Origin of the sequence: Shimia sediminis, assembly GCF_003990645.1 — a bacterium.
Lineage (GTDB): Bacteria > Pseudomonadota > Alphaproteobacteria > Rhodobacterales > Rhodobacteraceae > Shimia > Shimia sediminis.
In genome coordinates, this window is the sequence record NZ_RYZK01000005.1 from 282,354 (window position 1) to 299,310 (window position 16,957).

A 16,957-nucleotide genomic window follows, 5' to 3' on the forward strand; every position below is an offset into this window, starting at 1 on the left:
GGGCGCGCCCTGAAGGTGTTGGAAAAAGGAGAGGCCAAATGGCCAAGAAACTTGCTGGCAAGATGAAGCTGCAGATCCCTGCAGGTCAAGCCAACCCCTCGCCGCCCGTGGGTCCTGCCCTGGGTCAGCGCGGCATCAACATCATGGAATTCTGCAAGGCGTTCAACGCCAAGACGCAGGACATGGAGCAGGGCGCCCCCTGCCCCACCGAGATCATCTATTATCAGGACAAGTCCTTCACCATGGACATCAAGACGCCGCCCGCGTCTTACTACCTGAAAAAAGCTGCTGGCCTGAAATCTGGCGCCAAAACCCCCGGTCGTGAGACCGTTGGCACCGTGACCTCCAAGCAGGTCAAAGAGATCGCCGAAGCGAAAATGAAAGACCTGAGCGCAAACGACGTCGAGGCTGCCATGCAGATCATCCTCGGTTCGGCACGCTCGATGGGCATCGAGGTGAAGTGATGGCGAAACTTGGTAAGCGTACTGCCGCAGCGCGTGAAGCGTTCGCAGGCAAAGACAACCTGAGCGTTGAAGACGCCGTTGCCCTGGTCAAGGGTCAGGCCTCTGCAAAATTCGACGAAACCGTTGAAATCGCTGTTCAATTGGGCGTTGACCCGCGCCACGCAGACCAGATGGTCCGCGGTGTTGTTGGTCTGCCTAACGGCACAGGCAAATCGGTTCGCGTTGCTGTGTTCGCTCGTGGCCCCAAGGCTGAAGAAGCCCAGGCCGCCGGTGCAGACATTGTTGGCGCAGAAGACCTGATGGAAACCGTCCAGGGCGGCACCATCGAGTTTGATCGTTGCATCGCAACCCCGGACATGATGCCCGTCGTTGGCCGTCTGGGTAAGGTGCTTGGCCCCCGCAACCTGATGCCGAACCCCAAGGTTGGCACCGTGACCATGGACGTGAAAGCGGCCGTGGAAGCAGCCAAGGGCGGCGAAGTGCAGTTCAAGGTCGAAAAAGCCGGTGTTGTGCACGCAGGTGTTGGCAAGGTCTCGTTCGACGAAGGCAAGCTGGTCGAAAACGTCCGCGCCTTTATGGACGCGGTTCTGAAAGCCAAGCCCGCTGGCGCCAAAGGTGCCTACGTCAAGAAAATCGCGCTGAGCTCGACCATGGGCCCAGGCGTGACCATCGACGTGGACAACGCAGCCGCACAATAAGCGGTCTTCGTTTTATGATTAAGGGGCGCTCCGACCGGGCGCCCTTTTTCGTGGGAACAATGGCGGCTAAGCGGACAATGCCGCCATTCGTTTTTCTACGGGGTTGCTGATTCTATACGACAAAAAACGTCAATCACTATTGGAGTGCTGCGACGGTTCAGATTTTGGGAGGTGGGGACTTACGTCCCAAAAGACCCCCTAGAACTAAGCCTACGATCAACCCGATGAACGCACCCGCCGTAGTTTTACCTAACGTACCGGCGAGATCTACAAAGGCATAAGGATCTGTGAATAAGCTGTGTAGGAAGTAACCTGCAGCTCCCAGAAAAGCACATCCCCAGCGCCAAGTATTCTGCGACATCATGTATGATCTCTTTCCGATTTTTCCTAAAACCGATCTGTTTTCGCATCTAAAATGATTGGCAGAAGTTGTCTAATTGGGCAAGTTGCTCTGGGCTCAAAATGGCCATTCACTGTCTACACAAAGCCCGTTGCTGCCAGAGGCCGTCCCGAGCAATACATCTGCCAAAGAAATCTGAACACCTGCGAAAGAAAGCCGAAAAAAGTGCCAATCCCCTCTTGCCACTTCTTCGAATAGTCAATACTTAACGGTCTCGCAGAATAGCGTGCGATTCATCGTGCGCTTTTTTGCATTTCGTCCAAGACGGCGGGTGAGGTCTGACCTCTTAATCTCCTGCCTGAGACGGGAAAGAACCAGATTTACCGCGGGCTCAATGCTCTCGGGCGAAAATGGCGATGCCCCGTATATCGGACTTCATGCCGGGAAACCGGTGAATATGAGCCGGGGGGCATAAGCTCCCCAAAATTGGAGTAAAACTGTGGATAGAGCCCAGAAAGAGAAAGTGGTCGAAGAACTCGGCCAGATCTTCGAAAGCTCTGGCGTCGTAGTGGTTGCCCACTACGCGGGTCTCACGGTTGCTGACATGCAGGACCTTCGTGCGCGCGCGCGTGACGCGGGTGGTGCTGTTCGTGTCGCCAAGAACAGGCTCGCCAAAATCGCCCTTGAGGGCAAGCCCTGCGAAAGCATGGCAGACCTTCTGACGGGTATGACCGTTCTGACCTATTCCGAGGACCCTGTGGCAGCAGCCAAAGTGGCCGAGGATTTTGCCAAGACGAACAAAAAGTTCGAAATCCTTGGCGGCTCAATGGGTGAGAACGCTCTTGATCGTGCCGGCGTAGAAGCCGTGTCGAAAATGCCTTCGCGCGAGGAGCTTATTGCTACCATCGCTGGCATGATCGGCGCACCTGCTTCGAACATCGCTGGTGCAATTGGCGCACCTGCTTCGAACATCGCATCCATCCTGTCTACCATCGAGGAAAAGGCAGAGGCTGCGTAAGCAACTTTGGAACCTCGTACGGGTCGTTACCCGACGTTGGAACACATACTTAGAAACGGAAAGAGTCTAAAATGGCTGATCTGAAGGCACTCGCAGAAAGCATCGTGGGTCTGACCCTGCTGGAAGCACAAGAACTGAAAACCATCCTCAAAGACGAATACGGCATCGAGCCCGCAGCTGGCGGCGCCGTAATGGTCGCAGCAGCTGGCGGCGACGCCGGTGGCGCAGCCGAGGAAGAGAAAACCGAATTCGACGTCATCCTGAAGTCGGCCGGTGCCTCGAAAATCAACGTCATCAAAGAAGTCCGCGCCATCACTGGCCTGGGCCTCAAAGAAGCCAAAGAGCTGGTTGAAGCCGGCGGCAAGGCTGTCAAAGAAGGCGTGTCGAAAGACGAAGCTGAAGAGCTCAAAGGCAAGCTGGAAGCAGCTGGCGCTGAGGTCGAAGTCAAGTAATCATTGCCGGGGTTTCCCCGGGTTTGATGTCAGGCTGGGTCCGTTTTACGGGCCCAGCCGAACCTGTCTCAGAGAGCCCCTTTTCTCATCAGGGGGTTTTCTAAGACCAGGTTCAAGGATCGGGAGGCTTCCTTTGGGACGGAGGCCAGGAATTGATCGAACTTTGTCGTCTCGGATGAATGCGGTGTCGGGGCCCGACGACACGCGCGTTCGCTAGAGAAACTGAAAGGTGCTACTGACCATGGCTCAGACCTACCTTGGCCAAAAACGTTTGCGTAAGTATTACGGCAAAATCCGCGAAGTGCTGGAGATGCCCAACCTGATCGAGGTTCAAAAGGCCTCTTATGATCTGTTCCTGCGCTCTGGCGACATGGACATCCCCGCCGATGGGGAAGGTATCAAAGGCGTATTTCAATCGGTTTTCCCGATTAAGGACTTTAACGAAACCAGCGTTCTGGAATTCGTGAACTACGAGCTGGAAAAGCCGAAGTACGACGTCGAAGAGTGTATGCAACGCGACATGACCTATTCGGCTCCGCTGAAGGTTACCCTGCGTCTGATCGTGTTTGATATCGACGAAGATACCGGCGCGAAATCGGTCAAAGACATCAAGGAACAGGACGTCTTCATGGGCGATATGCCTTTGATGACCCCGAACGGCACCTTTGTTGTGAACGGCACCGAACGTGTGATCGTGTCTCAGATGCACCGTAGCCCTGGCGTGTTCTTTGACCACGACAAAGGCAAAACCCATTCCTCGGGCAAGTTGCTGTTTGCATGCCGCATCATTCCCTACCGCGGTTCGTGGCTCGACTTTGAGTTCGACGCCAAGGACATCGTCTTTGCCCGCATCGACCGTCGCCGCAAACTGCCGGTGACAACACTGTTGTATGCTCTGGGTCTGGACCAGGAAGGCATCATGGATGCCTACTATGAAACCGTTGATTACAAGCTGGAGAAGAAAAAAGGTTGGGTCACCAAATTCTTCCCCACGCGTGTACGCGGCACCCGTCCGACGTTTGATCTGGTTGACGCGGCCACAGGCGAAGTGATTGCCGAAGCTGGCAAGAAGGTCACCCCGCGCGCGGTCAAGAAAATTATCGACGACGGCAAGATCACTGATCTGCTGGTTCCGTTCGAGCATATCGTTGGCAAATATGTCGCCAAGGACATCATCAACGAAGAAACCGGTGCGATCTATGTCGAAGCCGGCGACGAGCTGACGCTTGAGTATGACAAAGAAGGCACGCTGATTGGCGGCTCTGTCAAAGAGCTGATCGACAACGATGTGACCGAAATTCCGGTTCTGGACATCGATAACATCAACGTCGGCCCGTACATGCGCAACACCATGGCCACTGACAAGAACATGAACCGCGAAACCGCGCTCATGGACATCTATCGCGTCATGCGCCCGGGCGAGCCGCCCACGGTTGAAGCCGCGTCGGCCCTTTTTGACACGCTGTTCTTTGACAGCGAGCGTTACGACCTGAGCGCCGTTGGCCGGGTGAAGATGAACATGCGCCTTGCGCTGGACGCAGAAGATACCATGCGCACGCTGCGCAAGGAAGACATCGTAGCCTGCATCAAGGCACTGGTCGAACTGCGTGACGGCAAGGGCGATATCGACGATATCGACCACCTCGGCAACCGTCGTGTGCGTTCGGTCGGCGAGCTGATGGAAAACCAGTACCGCGTCGGCCTGCTGCGTATGGAGCGCGCGATCAAAGAGCGTATGTCGTCGGTCGAGATCGACACTGTCATGCCGCAGGACCTGATCAACGCAAAACCGGCAGCCGCGGCTGTCCGTGAATTCTTTGGCTCTTCGCAGCTGTCGCAGTTCATGGACCAGACCAACCCGCTGTCGGAAGTCACCCACAAACGTCGTCTCTCGGCGCTTGGGCCGGGTGGTCTGACGCGTGAGCGCGCTGGCTTTGAGGTCCGCGACGTGCACCCGACCCACTATGGTCGGATGTGCCCGATTGAAACGCCGGAAGGTCCGAACATTGGCCTGATCAACTCGCTGGCCACTTTTGCCCGCGTGAACAAATACGGCTTTATCGAAACACCTTATCGCAAGGTTATCGACGGTCAGGTCACCGATGAGGTGAACTATATGTCCGCGACCGAAGAGATGCGTCACACCGTAGCTCAGGCGAACGCGACACTGGACGAAAATGGCCGCTTTATCAATGAGATGGTCAACACCCGCCAGTCGGGCGACTATACCATGGCCCCTGTTGGCGCAGTCGATCTGATCGACGTTTCGCCGAAACAGTTGGTCTCGGTTGCGGCCTCGCTGATTCCGTTCCTGGAAAACGACGACGCCAACCGCGCGTTGATGGGTTCGAACATGCAACGTCAGGCAGTTCCGCTGTTGCGCGCCGAGGCGCCGCTGGTCGGAACTGGCATCGAAGAGATCGTAGCCCGCGACTCGGGCGCGTCGATCATGGCGAAACGTGCAGGCATCATCGACCAGGTCGATGCCCAGCGTATCGTTGTGCGTGCGACCGAAGATCTTGAGCTGGGTGACGCGGGTGTGGACATCTACCGTCTGCGCAAGTTCCAGCGCTCGAACCAGAACACCTGTATCAACCAGCGTCCGCTGGTCAAAGTGGGTGACACGGTCACCAAGGGCGAAGTTCTGGCCGATGGCCCGTCCACCGATATGGGCGAACTGGCCCTGGGTAAAAACGTGGTTGTCGCGTTCATGCCCTGGAACGGCTACAACTACGAAGACTCGATCCTGATCTCGGAACGTATTGCGCGTGATGACGTCTTTACCTCGGTGCACATCGAGGAATTCGAAGTCGCAGCCCGTGACACGAAACTGGGTCCGGAAGAGATCACTCGCGACATTCCGAACGTCGGTGAAGAAGCGCTGCGCAACCTCGACGAGGCTGGCATCGTTTACATCGGCGCAGATGTGGAACCGGGCGACATTCTGGTCGGCAAGATCACCCCCAAAGGTGAATCGCCAATGACGCCGGAAGAAAAGCTTCTCCGCGCCATATTTGGCGAAAAAGCTTCGGACGTACGCGACACATCGCTGCGTGTGAAACCGGGCGACTTTGGCACCGTTGTTGAAGTGCGCGTCTTTAACCGCCACGGCGTGGAAAAAGATGAACGTGCGCTCCAGATTGAGCGGGAAGAAGTCGAGCGTCTGGCACGCGACCGTGACGACGAGTTGGCGATCCTGGATCGCAACATCTATGCGCGTCTGAAGGGCATGATCCTTGGCAAAACGGCCGTCAAAGGCCCCAAAGGTGTCAAAGCGGGTTCGGAAATCAACGAAGAACTGCTGGAAACCCTGACTCGTGGCCAATGGTGGCAGCTGGCTCTGGAAGATGAGCAGGACGCTCAGGTGGTCGAAGCCCTGAACGAGCAATACGACGTGCAGAAACGCGCGCTGGATGCCCGTTTTGAGGACAAGGTCGAGAAGGTTCGCCGTGGTGACGATCTGCCTCCGGGCGTTATGAAGATGGTCAAAGTCTTTATCGCCGTGAAGCGCAAGCTGCAGCCAGGCGATAAGATGGCCGGTCGTCACGGGAACAAGGGTGTTATTTCCAAGGTTGTACCGATGGAAGACATGCCGTTCCTGGCCGATGGTACCCCGGTTGATTTCTGTCTGAACCCGCTGGGTGTGCCTTCGCGTATGAACGTTGGTCAGATCCTTGAAACGCACATGGGCTGGGCCGCACGCGGTCTGGGTGTCAATGTCGACGAAGCGCTGGGTGAATACCGCCGCTCCGGTGACCTGACTCCGGTTCGTGAGGCGATGAAACTGGCCTATGGCGAAGATGTCTACGACGAAGGCATCACCGGCATGGACGAGGGTCAGCTGATCGAAGCCGCTGGCAACGTCACCAACGGTGTGCCGATTGCAACGCCGGTCTTCGACGGTGCCAAAGAGGCAGACGTCAACGACGCGCTGGTGCGCGCGGGCTTCTCGGAATCGGGTCAGTCGACCCTGTTCGATGGACGTACCGGCGAACAATTCTCGCGCAAGGTGACCGTGGGTATCAAGTACCTCTTGAAACTGCACCACCTGGTTGACGACAAGATTCACGCCCGTTCGACTGGCCCCTACTCGCTCGTCACGCAGCAGCCGCTGGGTGGTAAAGCACAGTTCGGTGGTCAGCGCTTTGGTGAGATGGAAGTCTGGGCTCTGGAAGCATATGGCGCCGCCTACACGCTGCAAGAGATGCTGACGGTGAAATCGGATGACGTGGCTGGCCGGACAAAAGTCTACGAGTCGATCGTCAAAGGTGAGGACAACTTTGAAGCCGGCGTGCCGGAATCCTTCAACGTTCTCGTCAAAGAAGTCCGTGGCCTTGGCCTGAACATGGAACTCCTGGATGCGGAGGTGGAAGAGTAAGAATTTTCTAGAAAATTCTTGCCGGGGAAAATCCTTCTAGAAGGATTTTCCCACCCCCAACCATCCGCACGAATTTGAGGACATCAAAATGAACCAGGAAATCACAAACAACCCCTTCAACCCGTTGACCCCGCCGAAAGTTTTCGACGAGATCAAGGTGTCGCTGGCTTCGCCAGAGCGCATCCTGTCGTGGTCCTACGGTGAGATCAAGAAACCTGAAACCATCAACTACCGGACGTTCAAACCCGAGCGTGACGGCCTGTTCTGTGCGCGTATCTTTGGCCCGATCAAAGACTACGAATGCCTGTGTGGTAAATATAAGCGCATGAAGTATCGCGGCGTTGTCTGCGAAAAATGTGGTGTTGAGGTTACCCTCCAGAAAGTGCGCCGCGAGCGTATGGGCCACATCGAACTGGCCGCGCCCGTCGCCCACATCTGGTTCCTGAAGTCGCTTCCCAGCCGTATCGGCCTGATGCTGGACATGACCCTGCGTGATCTGGAACGCGTTCTTTACTTCGAAAACTATGTGGTGATCGAACCTGGTCTGACCGATCTGACCTATGGCCAGATGCTGACCGAAGAAGAGTTCATGGACGCGCAAGATGCCTATGGCATGGACGCTTTCACCGCCAATATCGGCGCGGAAGCCATCCGTGAGATGCTGGCACAGATCGACCTGGAGTCGGAGGCCGATCAGCTGCGCGCGGATCTGGCCGAGGCCACCGGCGAACTGAAGCCCAAGAAAATCATCAAGCGCCTGAAAGTTGTCGAGTCGTTCATCGAATCCGGCAACCGCCCGGAGTGGATGGTGCTGACCGTGATCCCTGTGATCCCGCCAGAACTGCGCCCGCTAGTGCCGCTGGATGGGGGCCGTTTTGCGACGTCTGACCTCAACGACCTCTACCGTCGTGTGATCAACCGGAACAACCGTCTGAAGCGTCTGATCGAACTGCGTGCGCCCGACATTATCGTCCGCAACGAAAAGCGGATGCTGCAAGAGTCGGTTGATGCGCTGTTCGACAACGGCCGTCGTGGCCGTGTGATCACCGGTGCCAACAAGCGTCCGTTGAAATCGCTCTCGGATATGCTGAAGGGTAAGCAAGGTCGCTTCCGTCAGAACCTTTTGGGGAAACGCGTCGACTTTTCGGGTCGTTCGGTCATTGTGACCGGTCCGGAACTGAAGCTGCACCAATGTGGTCTGCCCAAGAAGATGGCGCTGGAGCTGTTCAAGCCGTTCATCTACTCGCGTCTGGAAGCCAAAGGTCTGTCTTCGACCGTGAAGCAAGCCAAGAAGCTGGTCGAAAAAGAGCGTCCTGAAGTTTGGGACATCCTGGACGAGGTCATCCGCGAACACCCCGTGATGCTGAACCGTGCGCCAACGCTGCACCGTCTTGGCATTCAGGCGTTCGAACCGGTTCTGATCGAAGGGAAAGCCATTCAGCTGCACCCTCTGGTTTGTTCGGCCTTTAACGCGGACTTTGACGGTGACCAGATGGCTGTGCACGTTCCTCTGAGCCTCGAGGCCCAGTTGGAAGCGCGCGTTCTGATGATGTCGACGAACAACGTTCTGTCGCCTGCCAACGGCGCGCCGATCATCGTTCCTTCGCAGGATATGATCCTGGGTCTGTACTACACGACCATCGAGCGCGAAGGCATGAAGGGCGAAGGCATGGTCTTCTCGTCGATTGAAGAGGTGCAATATGCCCTCGACTCGGGCGAAGTGCACTTGCACGCCAAGATCACCGCGCGCATTCCTCAGATCGATGAGGAAGGCAATGAAGTGATGATCCGTGTGGAAACCACACCCGGCCGCGTCCGTCTGGGCGCTCTGTTGCCGCAAAACGCCAAGGCACCCTTTGCGCTGGTCAACAAGCTTCTGCGTAAGAAAGAAGTGCAGGCCGTGATCGACACCGTCTACCGCTACTGCGGTCAGAAAGAGTCGGTCATCTTCTGTGACCAGATCATGACCATGGGTTTCCGCGAAGCGTTCAAGGCTGGCATCTCGTTCGGCAAGGATGACATGGTCATTCCTGACAACAAGTGGACCATCGTTGATGAGACACGCGATCAGGTGAAAGACTTTGAACAACAGTACATGGACGGCCTGATCACTCAGGGCGAAAAGTACAACAAAGTTGTCGATGCCTGGTCCAAGTGTAACGACAAGGTCACCGATGCCATGATGGGCACGATCTCGGACGTGGAGCGCGATGAAAATGGCGCCGAAGCGGAGCCGAACTCGGTCTACATGATGGCCCACTCCGGTGCGCGTGGCTCGGTTACTCAGATGAAGCAGCTGGGCGGCATGCGTGGCCTGATGGCAAAGCCGAACGGCGACATCATCGAGACCCCGATCATCTCGAACTTTAAAGAAGGCCTGACGGTTCTCGAGTACTTCAACTCGACCCACGGTGCCCGTAAGGGTCTGTCGGACACGGCGCTAAAGACTGCGAACTCGGGTTACCTGACCCGTCGTCTGGTGGACGTGGCACAGGACTGCATCGTGCGCATGAAGGACTGTGGTACTGAGAACGCCATCACTGCCGAAGCGGCCGTGAACGACGGTGAGGTTGTTGCCTCGCTGGCGGAGCGCGTTCTGGGTCGGGTCGCTGCCGATGACGTCATGCGCCCCGGCACCGACGAAGTCGTGGTGGCCCAAGGTCAACTGATCGATGAACGTGCTGCGGATGCCATCGACGAAGCAGGTGTTGCAGCAATGCGCATCCGTTCGCCGCTGACATGTGAAGCCGAAGAAGGCGTTTGCGCCACCTGCTACGGCCGCGATCTGGCCCGTGGTACCATGGTGAACACCGGCGAAGCCGTCGGCATCATCGCGGCGCAGTCGATTGGTGAACCTGGTACACAGCTGACCATGCGGACCTTCCACATTGGTGGCGTTGCGCAAGGTGGCCAGCAGTCGTTCCTGGAAGCGAGCCAAGAAGGCAAGATCATTTTCGAGAATGCCAGCATTCTTGAGAACGCCAACGGCGATGCTCTGGTGATGGGCCGTAACATGAAACTGATCATCGAAGACGAAAACGGTGAAGAGCGCGCCAACCACAAGGTTGGGTATGGCTCGAAACTGTTCGTCAAAGAAGGTCAGGCAATTGCCCGCGGTGACAAGCTGTTCGAATGGGATCCCTACACTCTGCCGATTCTGGCCGAGAAATCGGGCACAGCCAAGTTTGTTGACCTCGTGAGCGGCATTGCCGTACGCGACGAAACCGATGAAGCCACCGGTATGACACAGAAGATCGTGTCGGACTGGCGGTCGGCGCCGAAAGGCAACGAGCTCAAGCCTGAGATCATCCTGGTTGATGGTGATGGCGAGCCTGTTCGCAACGATGCAGGCAACCCGGTTCACTATCCGATGTCGGTGGACGCAGTTCTGTCCGTCGAAGAAGGTCAAGAAGTGCATGCCGGTGACGTTGTCGCGCGCATCCCGCGTGAAGGCGCCAAGACCAAGGACATCACCGGTGGTCTGCCACGTGTGGCAGAACTGTTCGAAGCCCGTCGTCCCAAAGACCACGCGATCATCGCCGAAATCGATGGTTATGTGCGCTATGGCCGCGACTACAAGAACAAGCGTCGCATCTCGATCGAACCTGCTGACGAGTCGATGGAGCCCGTCGAATACATGGTGCCCAAGGGCAAGCACATTCCTGTTCAGGAAGGTGATTTTGTTCAGAAGGGTGACTACATCATGGACGGCAACCCGGCCCCACACGACATTCTGTCGATCATGGGTGTCGAAGCGCTGGCGGATTACATGATCAACGAAGTGCAGGACGTCTATCGTCTGCAAGGCGTGAAGATCAACGACAAGCACATCGAAGTCATCGTGCGCCAGATGCTGCAGAAGTGGGAGATCCTGGACTCAGGCGAAACCACGCTGCTCAAAGGCGAACATGTCGACAAGATCGAGTTCGATACCGCGAACGAAAAGGCAGAGCGCGAAGGCCGTCGCCCCGCATCGGGCGAGCCGATCCTCTTGGGGATCACCAAGGCATCGTTGCAAACCCGTTCGTTCATCTCGGCGGCGTCGTTCCAGGAGACCACACGTGTTCTTACCGAAGCATCTGTCCAGGGTAAGAAAGACAAACTGGTCGGCCTGAAAGAGAACGTGATCGTGGGTCGTCTGATCCCGGCGGGTACCGGTGGCGCAACCCAGCAAGTCCGCCGTGTTGCTCAGGATCGCGACAACGTGGTTCTCGAAGCACGTCGCGAAGAGGCTGAAGCCGCCGCAGCACTGGCCGCTCCGAGCGAAGATGTTTCGGCAGACGATGTCTTTGACAGCGGTCTGGTCGAAACGCCGGAAAGCCGCGATCTCGATTGATCGGTTCGACATCGAAACTCTCAGAAACCCCCGGCCTTGCGTCGGGGGTTTTTCTTTTGCCAATAGGTTGCGCACTTTTGAGACTTGGCGAATGACAAACACGGCCTTAGGGTCGCGTGGTTTGCATGTCAGGGGTTGAGATGGACAAGCTGTCGGACAATATGAAGGGCGCGCTCTTGATGATGTGCTCGATGGCAGCATTCACGTTCAACGATGTCTGCATCAAACTCATCGGCCCGGACATGCCGTTGTTTCAGCTGCTGTTTTTACGCGGTGCAGTCACAACTGTTCTGATCTACATTCTGGCGCGTTTTTTGGGAGCCATCCGTTTGGACATACCAAAACGGGATTGGGCGATGATTGCGCTCCGAACGGCCAGTGAAATTGGGGCGGCGTATTTCTTCATCACGGCCTTGATGCATCTGCCGATTGCCAACGTGACCGCCGTCCTTCAGGTACTTCCCCTGACCGTAACCCTGGGAGGCGCGCTGTTCTTCCGAGAGGCCGTCGGGTGGCGCAGAATGCTCGCGATTCTGATCGGGTTTTCCGGTATGTTGCTGATCGTACGCCCTGGCCCTGAAGGCTTTGATCTCTATTCTGTTTATGCAATTGCCGCCGTGGCTTGCGTCACGGTGCGGGACCTATCAACGAGGCGCATGTCCAAGGCTGTGCCGTCCATGACGGTGACGATGGCGGCGTCCGTTGGTGTGACCGTGTTTGCGGCCATCGCCACTCAGACCGAAACCTGGGTGCCCATTACTGCGCGCGATACATTGCTTCTGGGCGGGGCATCGGTTTTCATCATTGGCGGATACTTTTTCTCTGTGGCCGTCATGCGCACGGGCGACATCAGCTTTATCGCCCCTTTCCGCTACACCAGTTTGATTTGGGCACTCTTGCTGGGGTTTGTTGTATTTGGCGACTGGCCGGATACTGTGACCCTGATCGGAGCTCTGATTGTCGTCACGACCGGTGTGTTCACTCTGTACCGCGAGGCGATCATGCGGAAAAAACACGCTTGATGTGTTCTTCATCCATGGCAAACCGGGCGGCGAACTCCAGTTTTTGTTCGTCTGTCAGCGGTTCCACGGGAACCGGTTTTACCTTCTTTTGACGCGAGTCGTTGAAGCCATTATGGGTCCGCACCCACATCGGCTCTTCGGCATTGCTGATGACCGGCATGAACCGGTTGAGGCGCTCATGTGCAAAGTTCATGATGGTGAGATTGTCGTCTCCACGCACGTACATGCCCAACGACGCGACATAAAGATGACGGTACATTTGCGTTGCGCTGATCCCCTCGGCGCCAACCTCAGCCACATAGCCCTGTGCCCAATCGAAACCTACTGATCGGTGACGGGCGCACAGTGGGGCCACATCGTCTGTGGTTTCGCGCAATAGGCGGATGAAATCGACCGAAACGGCGTCATCGTCGTCGTAACGAAATTGCAAGCAAGGCTTGGACGGATCGCGACGCGCATCATTCAGAATACGCTTCATGATCTGTCTTTGGCGCTCGGGGGGGTGCGCCTGGACCTGTACCTGCGGCATGTCAGAGGTCACGTCATGCAACCTGTCGACATGCGGCTTGGGCAGTTGGTCCCCAATGACAATCACGAGATCAAAGTTCGGATCAGTTTGCTCTTTCAGACAAGGTAGTGCAACGGTTTCAAGTAAGCGGAACCGCTCTTCAAGGCGTGTCTCTTCATAGAGAAAGGCAATCCTGTCTTCGACAGTCTCGTGTTCGACCTGAAATCCGCCAATCGCAGGATACGAGAACCGACAGAGTCCTATCACTTGCATGTCGCTGCTCTTCATGATTTGCCCTCTTGGGTTGCCTGCTTTGGTCAACTTTGTCACTGTCCCCCACCGCGTGCAATGGCCTGGCCCTGTTGACAAGCATGGCGACTCCCCATATACGCGCGAGCATCCGGCACGTGGGGTTCGTCCCCGACCGCCGAATTCAGAACTTAAGTGGACAAGGTCCGGGCTCCTTTTAGGCTCCGATCCTCTGGAAACTCACCGCGTCGTTTGCCTCGGAATGGAAACGATTGCGGTTTTTGCGCTTGTGGACGCACAGGCCGCGTAAAAGTCGAACCGCAGAGGGGTACGCCCTTTGCAGCGAAATTGGAAACGGGAAAGAGACCCTATGCCAACGATTCAACAGCTGATCCGCAAGCCGCGTCAGCCCAAAATCAAGCGCTCGAAGTCACAGCACCTCGAGCAGTGCCCCCAGAAGCGCGGTGTATGTACCCGCGTTTACACCACCACCCCGAAGAAGCCGAACTCGGCTATGCGGAAAGTTGCCAAGGTTCGCCTGACCAACGGTTACGAAGTCATTTCGTACATCCCGGGTGAAAGCCACAACCTGCAAGAGCACTCGGTTGTTCTGATCCGCGGCGGTCGTGTAAAAGACCTTCCGGGTGTCCGTTACCACATCCTGCGCGGTGTTCTGGATACCCAAGGCGTCAAAGACCGTAAGCAACGTCGTTCGAAGTACGGCGCGAAGCGTCCTAAGTAAGAAGGATAACAAGAGATGTCTCGTCGTCACGCCGCTGAGAAGCGCGAAATCCTGCCTGACGCCAAATATGGCGATAAGGTTCTGAGCAAATTCATGAACAACCTGATGATCGACGGCAAAAAGTCGGTCGCAGAAAAGATTGTCTACAACGCCTTGGATCGTGTTGAGTCCAAAGTGAAACGCGCCCCCGTGGAAGTATTCCACGAAGCGCTGGACAACATCAAACCTTCGGTCGAGGTTCGCTCGCGCCGTGTGGGTGGTGCCACCTATCAGGTGCCTGTTGAAGTTCGCCCTGAGCGCCGCGAAGCGCTGGCCATCCGCTGGCTGATCACTGCCTCGCGCAAGCGCAACGAAAACACCATGGAAGAGCGCCTTGCCGGTGAGCTTCTGGATGCGGTCAACTCGCGCGGTACTGCCGTGAAGAAGCGGGAAGACACTCACAAGATGGCCGAGGCGAACAAAGCCTTCAGCCATTATCGTTGGTAATCCCAGAGAGGCATCAGACCAATGGCACGCGATTATACGCTAGATCATTACCGTAACTTTGGCATCATGGCGCACATCGATGCAGGTAAAACAACCTGCTCTGAGCGCATCCTGTACTATACCGGCAAATCCCACAACATCGGTGAGGTGCACGACGGTGCTGCCACCATGGACTGGATGGAGCAGGAGCAGGAACGTGGTATCACCATTACTTCGGCTGCAACCACCACCTTTTGGGAGCGTACCGAAGACGGCCAAACCGCCGACAGCCCCAAGCACCGCCTGAACATCATCGACACCCCCGGCCACGTTGACTTCACCATCGAAGTTGAGCGTTCGCTGGCGGTTCTCGATGGTGCTGTCTGTGTTCTGGACGCCAACGCCGGTGTTGAGCCCCAAACCGAAACCGTGTGGCGTCAGGCTGACCGCTACAAGGTTCCGCGTATGGTGTTCGTCAACAAGATGGACAAAATCGGCGCAGACTTTTTCAACTGTGTTCGCATGATCGAAGACCGCACCGGCGCAACCGCCGTTCCAGTTGGTGTTCCGATCGGCGCAGAAACCGAGTTGGAAGGCCTGGTTGACCTGGTCACCATGGAAGAATGGCTGTGGCAGGGTGAAGACCTTGGCGCGTCGTGGGTCAAAGCACCGATCCGCGAAAGCCTTCAGGACATGGCCAACGAATGGCGTGGTAAAATGGTCGAAGCGGCCGTCGAAATGGACGACGACGCGATGATGGAATACCTGGAAGGTAACGAGCCTGACGTTCCGACCCTGCGCAAACTGCTGCGCAAAGGGACTCTGGAGATGGCTTTCGTTCCGGTTCTGGGTGGTTCGGCATTCAAGAACAAAGGTGTTCAGCCTCTGCTCAACGCCGTGATCGACTATCTGCCCAGCCCGCTGGACGTTGTTGATTACATGGGCTTCAAACCCGGTGATGAAACAGAAACCCGTGACATCCCCCGCCGTGCGGATGATGACATGGCATTCTCGGGTCTGGCGTTCAAAATCATGAACGACCCCTTTGTTGGCTCACTGACCTTTACCCGCATCTACTCGGGTACGTTGAACAAGGGCGACACGCTCCTGAACTCGACCAAAGGCAAAAAAGAGCGCATTGGTCGTATGATGATGATGCACTCCAACAACCGTGAGGAAATCACCGAAGCGTTTGCTGGTGACATCATCGCGCTGGCAGGTCTGAAAGATACCACAACCGGTGACACGCTCTGCGCCGTCAACGATCCTGTGGTTCTGGAAACCATGACCTTCCCTGATCCGGTCATCGAGATCGCGGTTGAGCCGAAAACCAAGGCTGACCAAGAGAAGATGAGCCAAGGTCTGGGCCGTCTGGCCGCCGAAGACCCGTCGTTCCGTGTTGAGACCGACCTGGAATCTGGTCAGACCATCATGAAGGGCATGGGCGAACTTCACCTCGACATCCTGGTGGACCGCCTGAAGCGCGAATTCAAAGTGGAAGCGAACATTGGTGCACCGCAGGTGGCCTATCGCGAAACCATTTCGAAGCCGATCGAGCATACCTACACCCACAAGAAACAGTCGGGTGGTTCGGGTCAGTACGCTGAAGTCAAAATGGAAATCATGCCGACAGAAGCTGGCGAGGGCTATTCGTTTGAATCGCGCATCGTCGGTGGTGCCGTGCCCAAGGAATACATCCCGGGTGTTGAAAAAGGCATCAACTCGGTTATGGACAGCGGCCCTCTGGCTGGCTTCCCAGTGATCGACTTCAAGGTTGCCCTGATCGATGGTAAGTTCCACGACGTTGACTCGTCGGTCCTCGCCTTTGAAATCGCGGCACGTATGTGCATGCGCGAAGGTATGCGTTTGGCTGGCGCCAAGTTGTTGGAACCGATCATGAAAGTCGAAGTGATCACGCCGGAAGAGTACACCGGTGGTATCATTGGCGATCTGACCTCGCGTCGTGGCCAGGTAACTGGTCAGGAACCCCGCGGCAACGCCGTTGCGATCGACTGCTTTGTGCCTCTGGCCAACATGTTCGGTTACATCAACACTCTGCGTTCGATGTCGTCTGGCCGTGCCCAGTTCACCATGCAGTTCGACCACTACGATCCGGTTCCGCAGAACATCTCGGACGAAATTCAGGCGAAATACGCTTAAGCGAAATTGGGGAAGCGGGCACCGCTTCCCCCATCTGATTAAAAGGAGGCCACTATGGCTAAGGAAAAGTTTGAGCGGAGCAAACCGCACTGCAACATCGGCACCATCGGTCACGTTGACCATGG

Annotated in this window: 11 protein-coding genes and 1 pseudogene; 11 read left to right on the forward strand and 1 reads right to left on the reverse strand. The window is 56.4% G+C overall.

Translation table 11 applies throughout. From position 1 onward, the window contains the following. Positions 1 to 38 precede the first annotated feature (38 nt). From rplK to EK369_RS13525, 7 genes are all read left to right on the forward strand, one after another. Positions 39 to 464: a 50S ribosomal protein L11 gene (gene rplK / locus EK369_RS13495; protein WP_127114783.1), complete on the forward strand. Its 426-nt coding sequence runs from the start codon at positions 39 to 41 to the stop codon at positions 462 to 464. Continuing rightward, a complete protein-coding gene (gene rplA / locus EK369_RS13500; RefSeq protein WP_127114784.1) occupies positions 464 to 1,162 on the forward strand; it encodes a 50S ribosomal protein L1 in 699 nt (232 codons plus the stop codon). Before rplK ends, rplA begins: the two co-directional genes overlap by 1 nt. 839 nt (positions 1,163 to 2,001) lie before the next feature. Next, entirely contained in the window at positions 2,002 to 2,520 is a 519-nt protein-coding gene (gene rplJ, locus EK369_RS13505; RefSeq protein ID WP_127114785.1) for a 50S ribosomal protein L10, read from the forward strand. A gap of 71 nt (positions 2,521 to 2,591) precedes the next feature. Further along, positions 2,592 to 2,972: a 50S ribosomal protein L7/L12 gene (rplL, locus tag EK369_RS13510; protein WP_127114786.1), complete on the forward strand. Its 381-nt coding sequence runs from the start codon at positions 2,592 to 2,594 to the stop codon at positions 2,970 to 2,972. A 241-nt stretch (positions 2,973 to 3,213) separates the two neighbouring features. Beyond that, positions 3,214 to 7,350: a DNA-directed RNA polymerase subunit beta gene (gene rpoB / locus EK369_RS13515; protein ID WP_127114787.1), complete on the forward strand. Its 4,137-nt coding sequence runs from the start codon at positions 3,214 to 3,216 to the stop codon at positions 7,348 to 7,350. Positions 7,351 to 7,438: 88 nt separating this feature from the next. Further along, entirely contained in the window at positions 7,439 to 11,686 is a 4,248-nt protein-coding gene (gene rpoC / locus EK369_RS13520; protein WP_127114788.1) for a DNA-directed RNA polymerase subunit beta', read from the forward strand. A gap of 140 nt (positions 11,687 to 11,826) precedes the next feature. Further along, the gene (locus EK369_RS13525; protein WP_127114805.1) at positions 11,827 to 12,708 is read left to right on the forward strand and encodes a DMT family transporter; all 882 of its coding nucleotides are present in this window, start codon (positions 11,827 to 11,829) and stop codon (positions 12,706 to 12,708) included. On the opposite strand, the gene EK369_RS13530 is transcribed toward EK369_RS13525, so the two are convergent. Then, complete coding sequence (locus EK369_RS13530; RefSeq protein WP_127114804.1) at positions 12,686 to 13,489, reverse strand: putative rhamnosyl transferase; 804 nt, start codon at positions 13,487 to 13,489, stop codon at positions 12,686 to 12,688. The genes EK369_RS13525 and EK369_RS13530 overlap by 23 nt on opposite strands. Before the next feature lie 346 nt (positions 13,490 to 13,835). Between EK369_RS13530 and rpsL the strand changes: the two genes are divergently transcribed. From rpsL to EK369_RS21995, 4 genes and pseudogenes are all read left to right on the forward strand, one after another. Next, positions 13,836 to 14,207 carry a 30S ribosomal protein S12 gene (rpsL, locus tag EK369_RS13535; RefSeq protein ID WP_054000841.1) on the forward strand — a complete coding sequence of 124 codons (372 nt, stop codon included), beginning with the start codon at positions 13,836 to 13,838 and terminating at the stop codon, positions 14,205 to 14,207. A gap of 15 nt (positions 14,208 to 14,222) precedes the next feature. After that, on the forward strand, positions 14,223 to 14,693 hold the full coding sequence (rpsG, locus tag EK369_RS13540) for a 30S ribosomal protein S7 (protein WP_127114789.1): 471 nt from the start codon (positions 14,223 to 14,225) through the stop codon (positions 14,691 to 14,693). Positions 14,694 to 14,714: 21 nt separating this feature from the next. Beyond that, complete coding sequence (gene fusA / locus EK369_RS13545; RefSeq protein WP_127114790.1) at positions 14,715 to 16,832, forward strand: elongation factor G; 2,118 nt, start codon at positions 14,715 to 14,717, stop codon at positions 16,830 to 16,832. A 54-nt stretch (positions 16,833 to 16,886) separates the two neighbouring features. Continuing rightward, positions 16,887 to 16,957: pseudogene (locus EK369_RS21995) on the forward strand (GTP-binding protein); the annotation flags it as partial.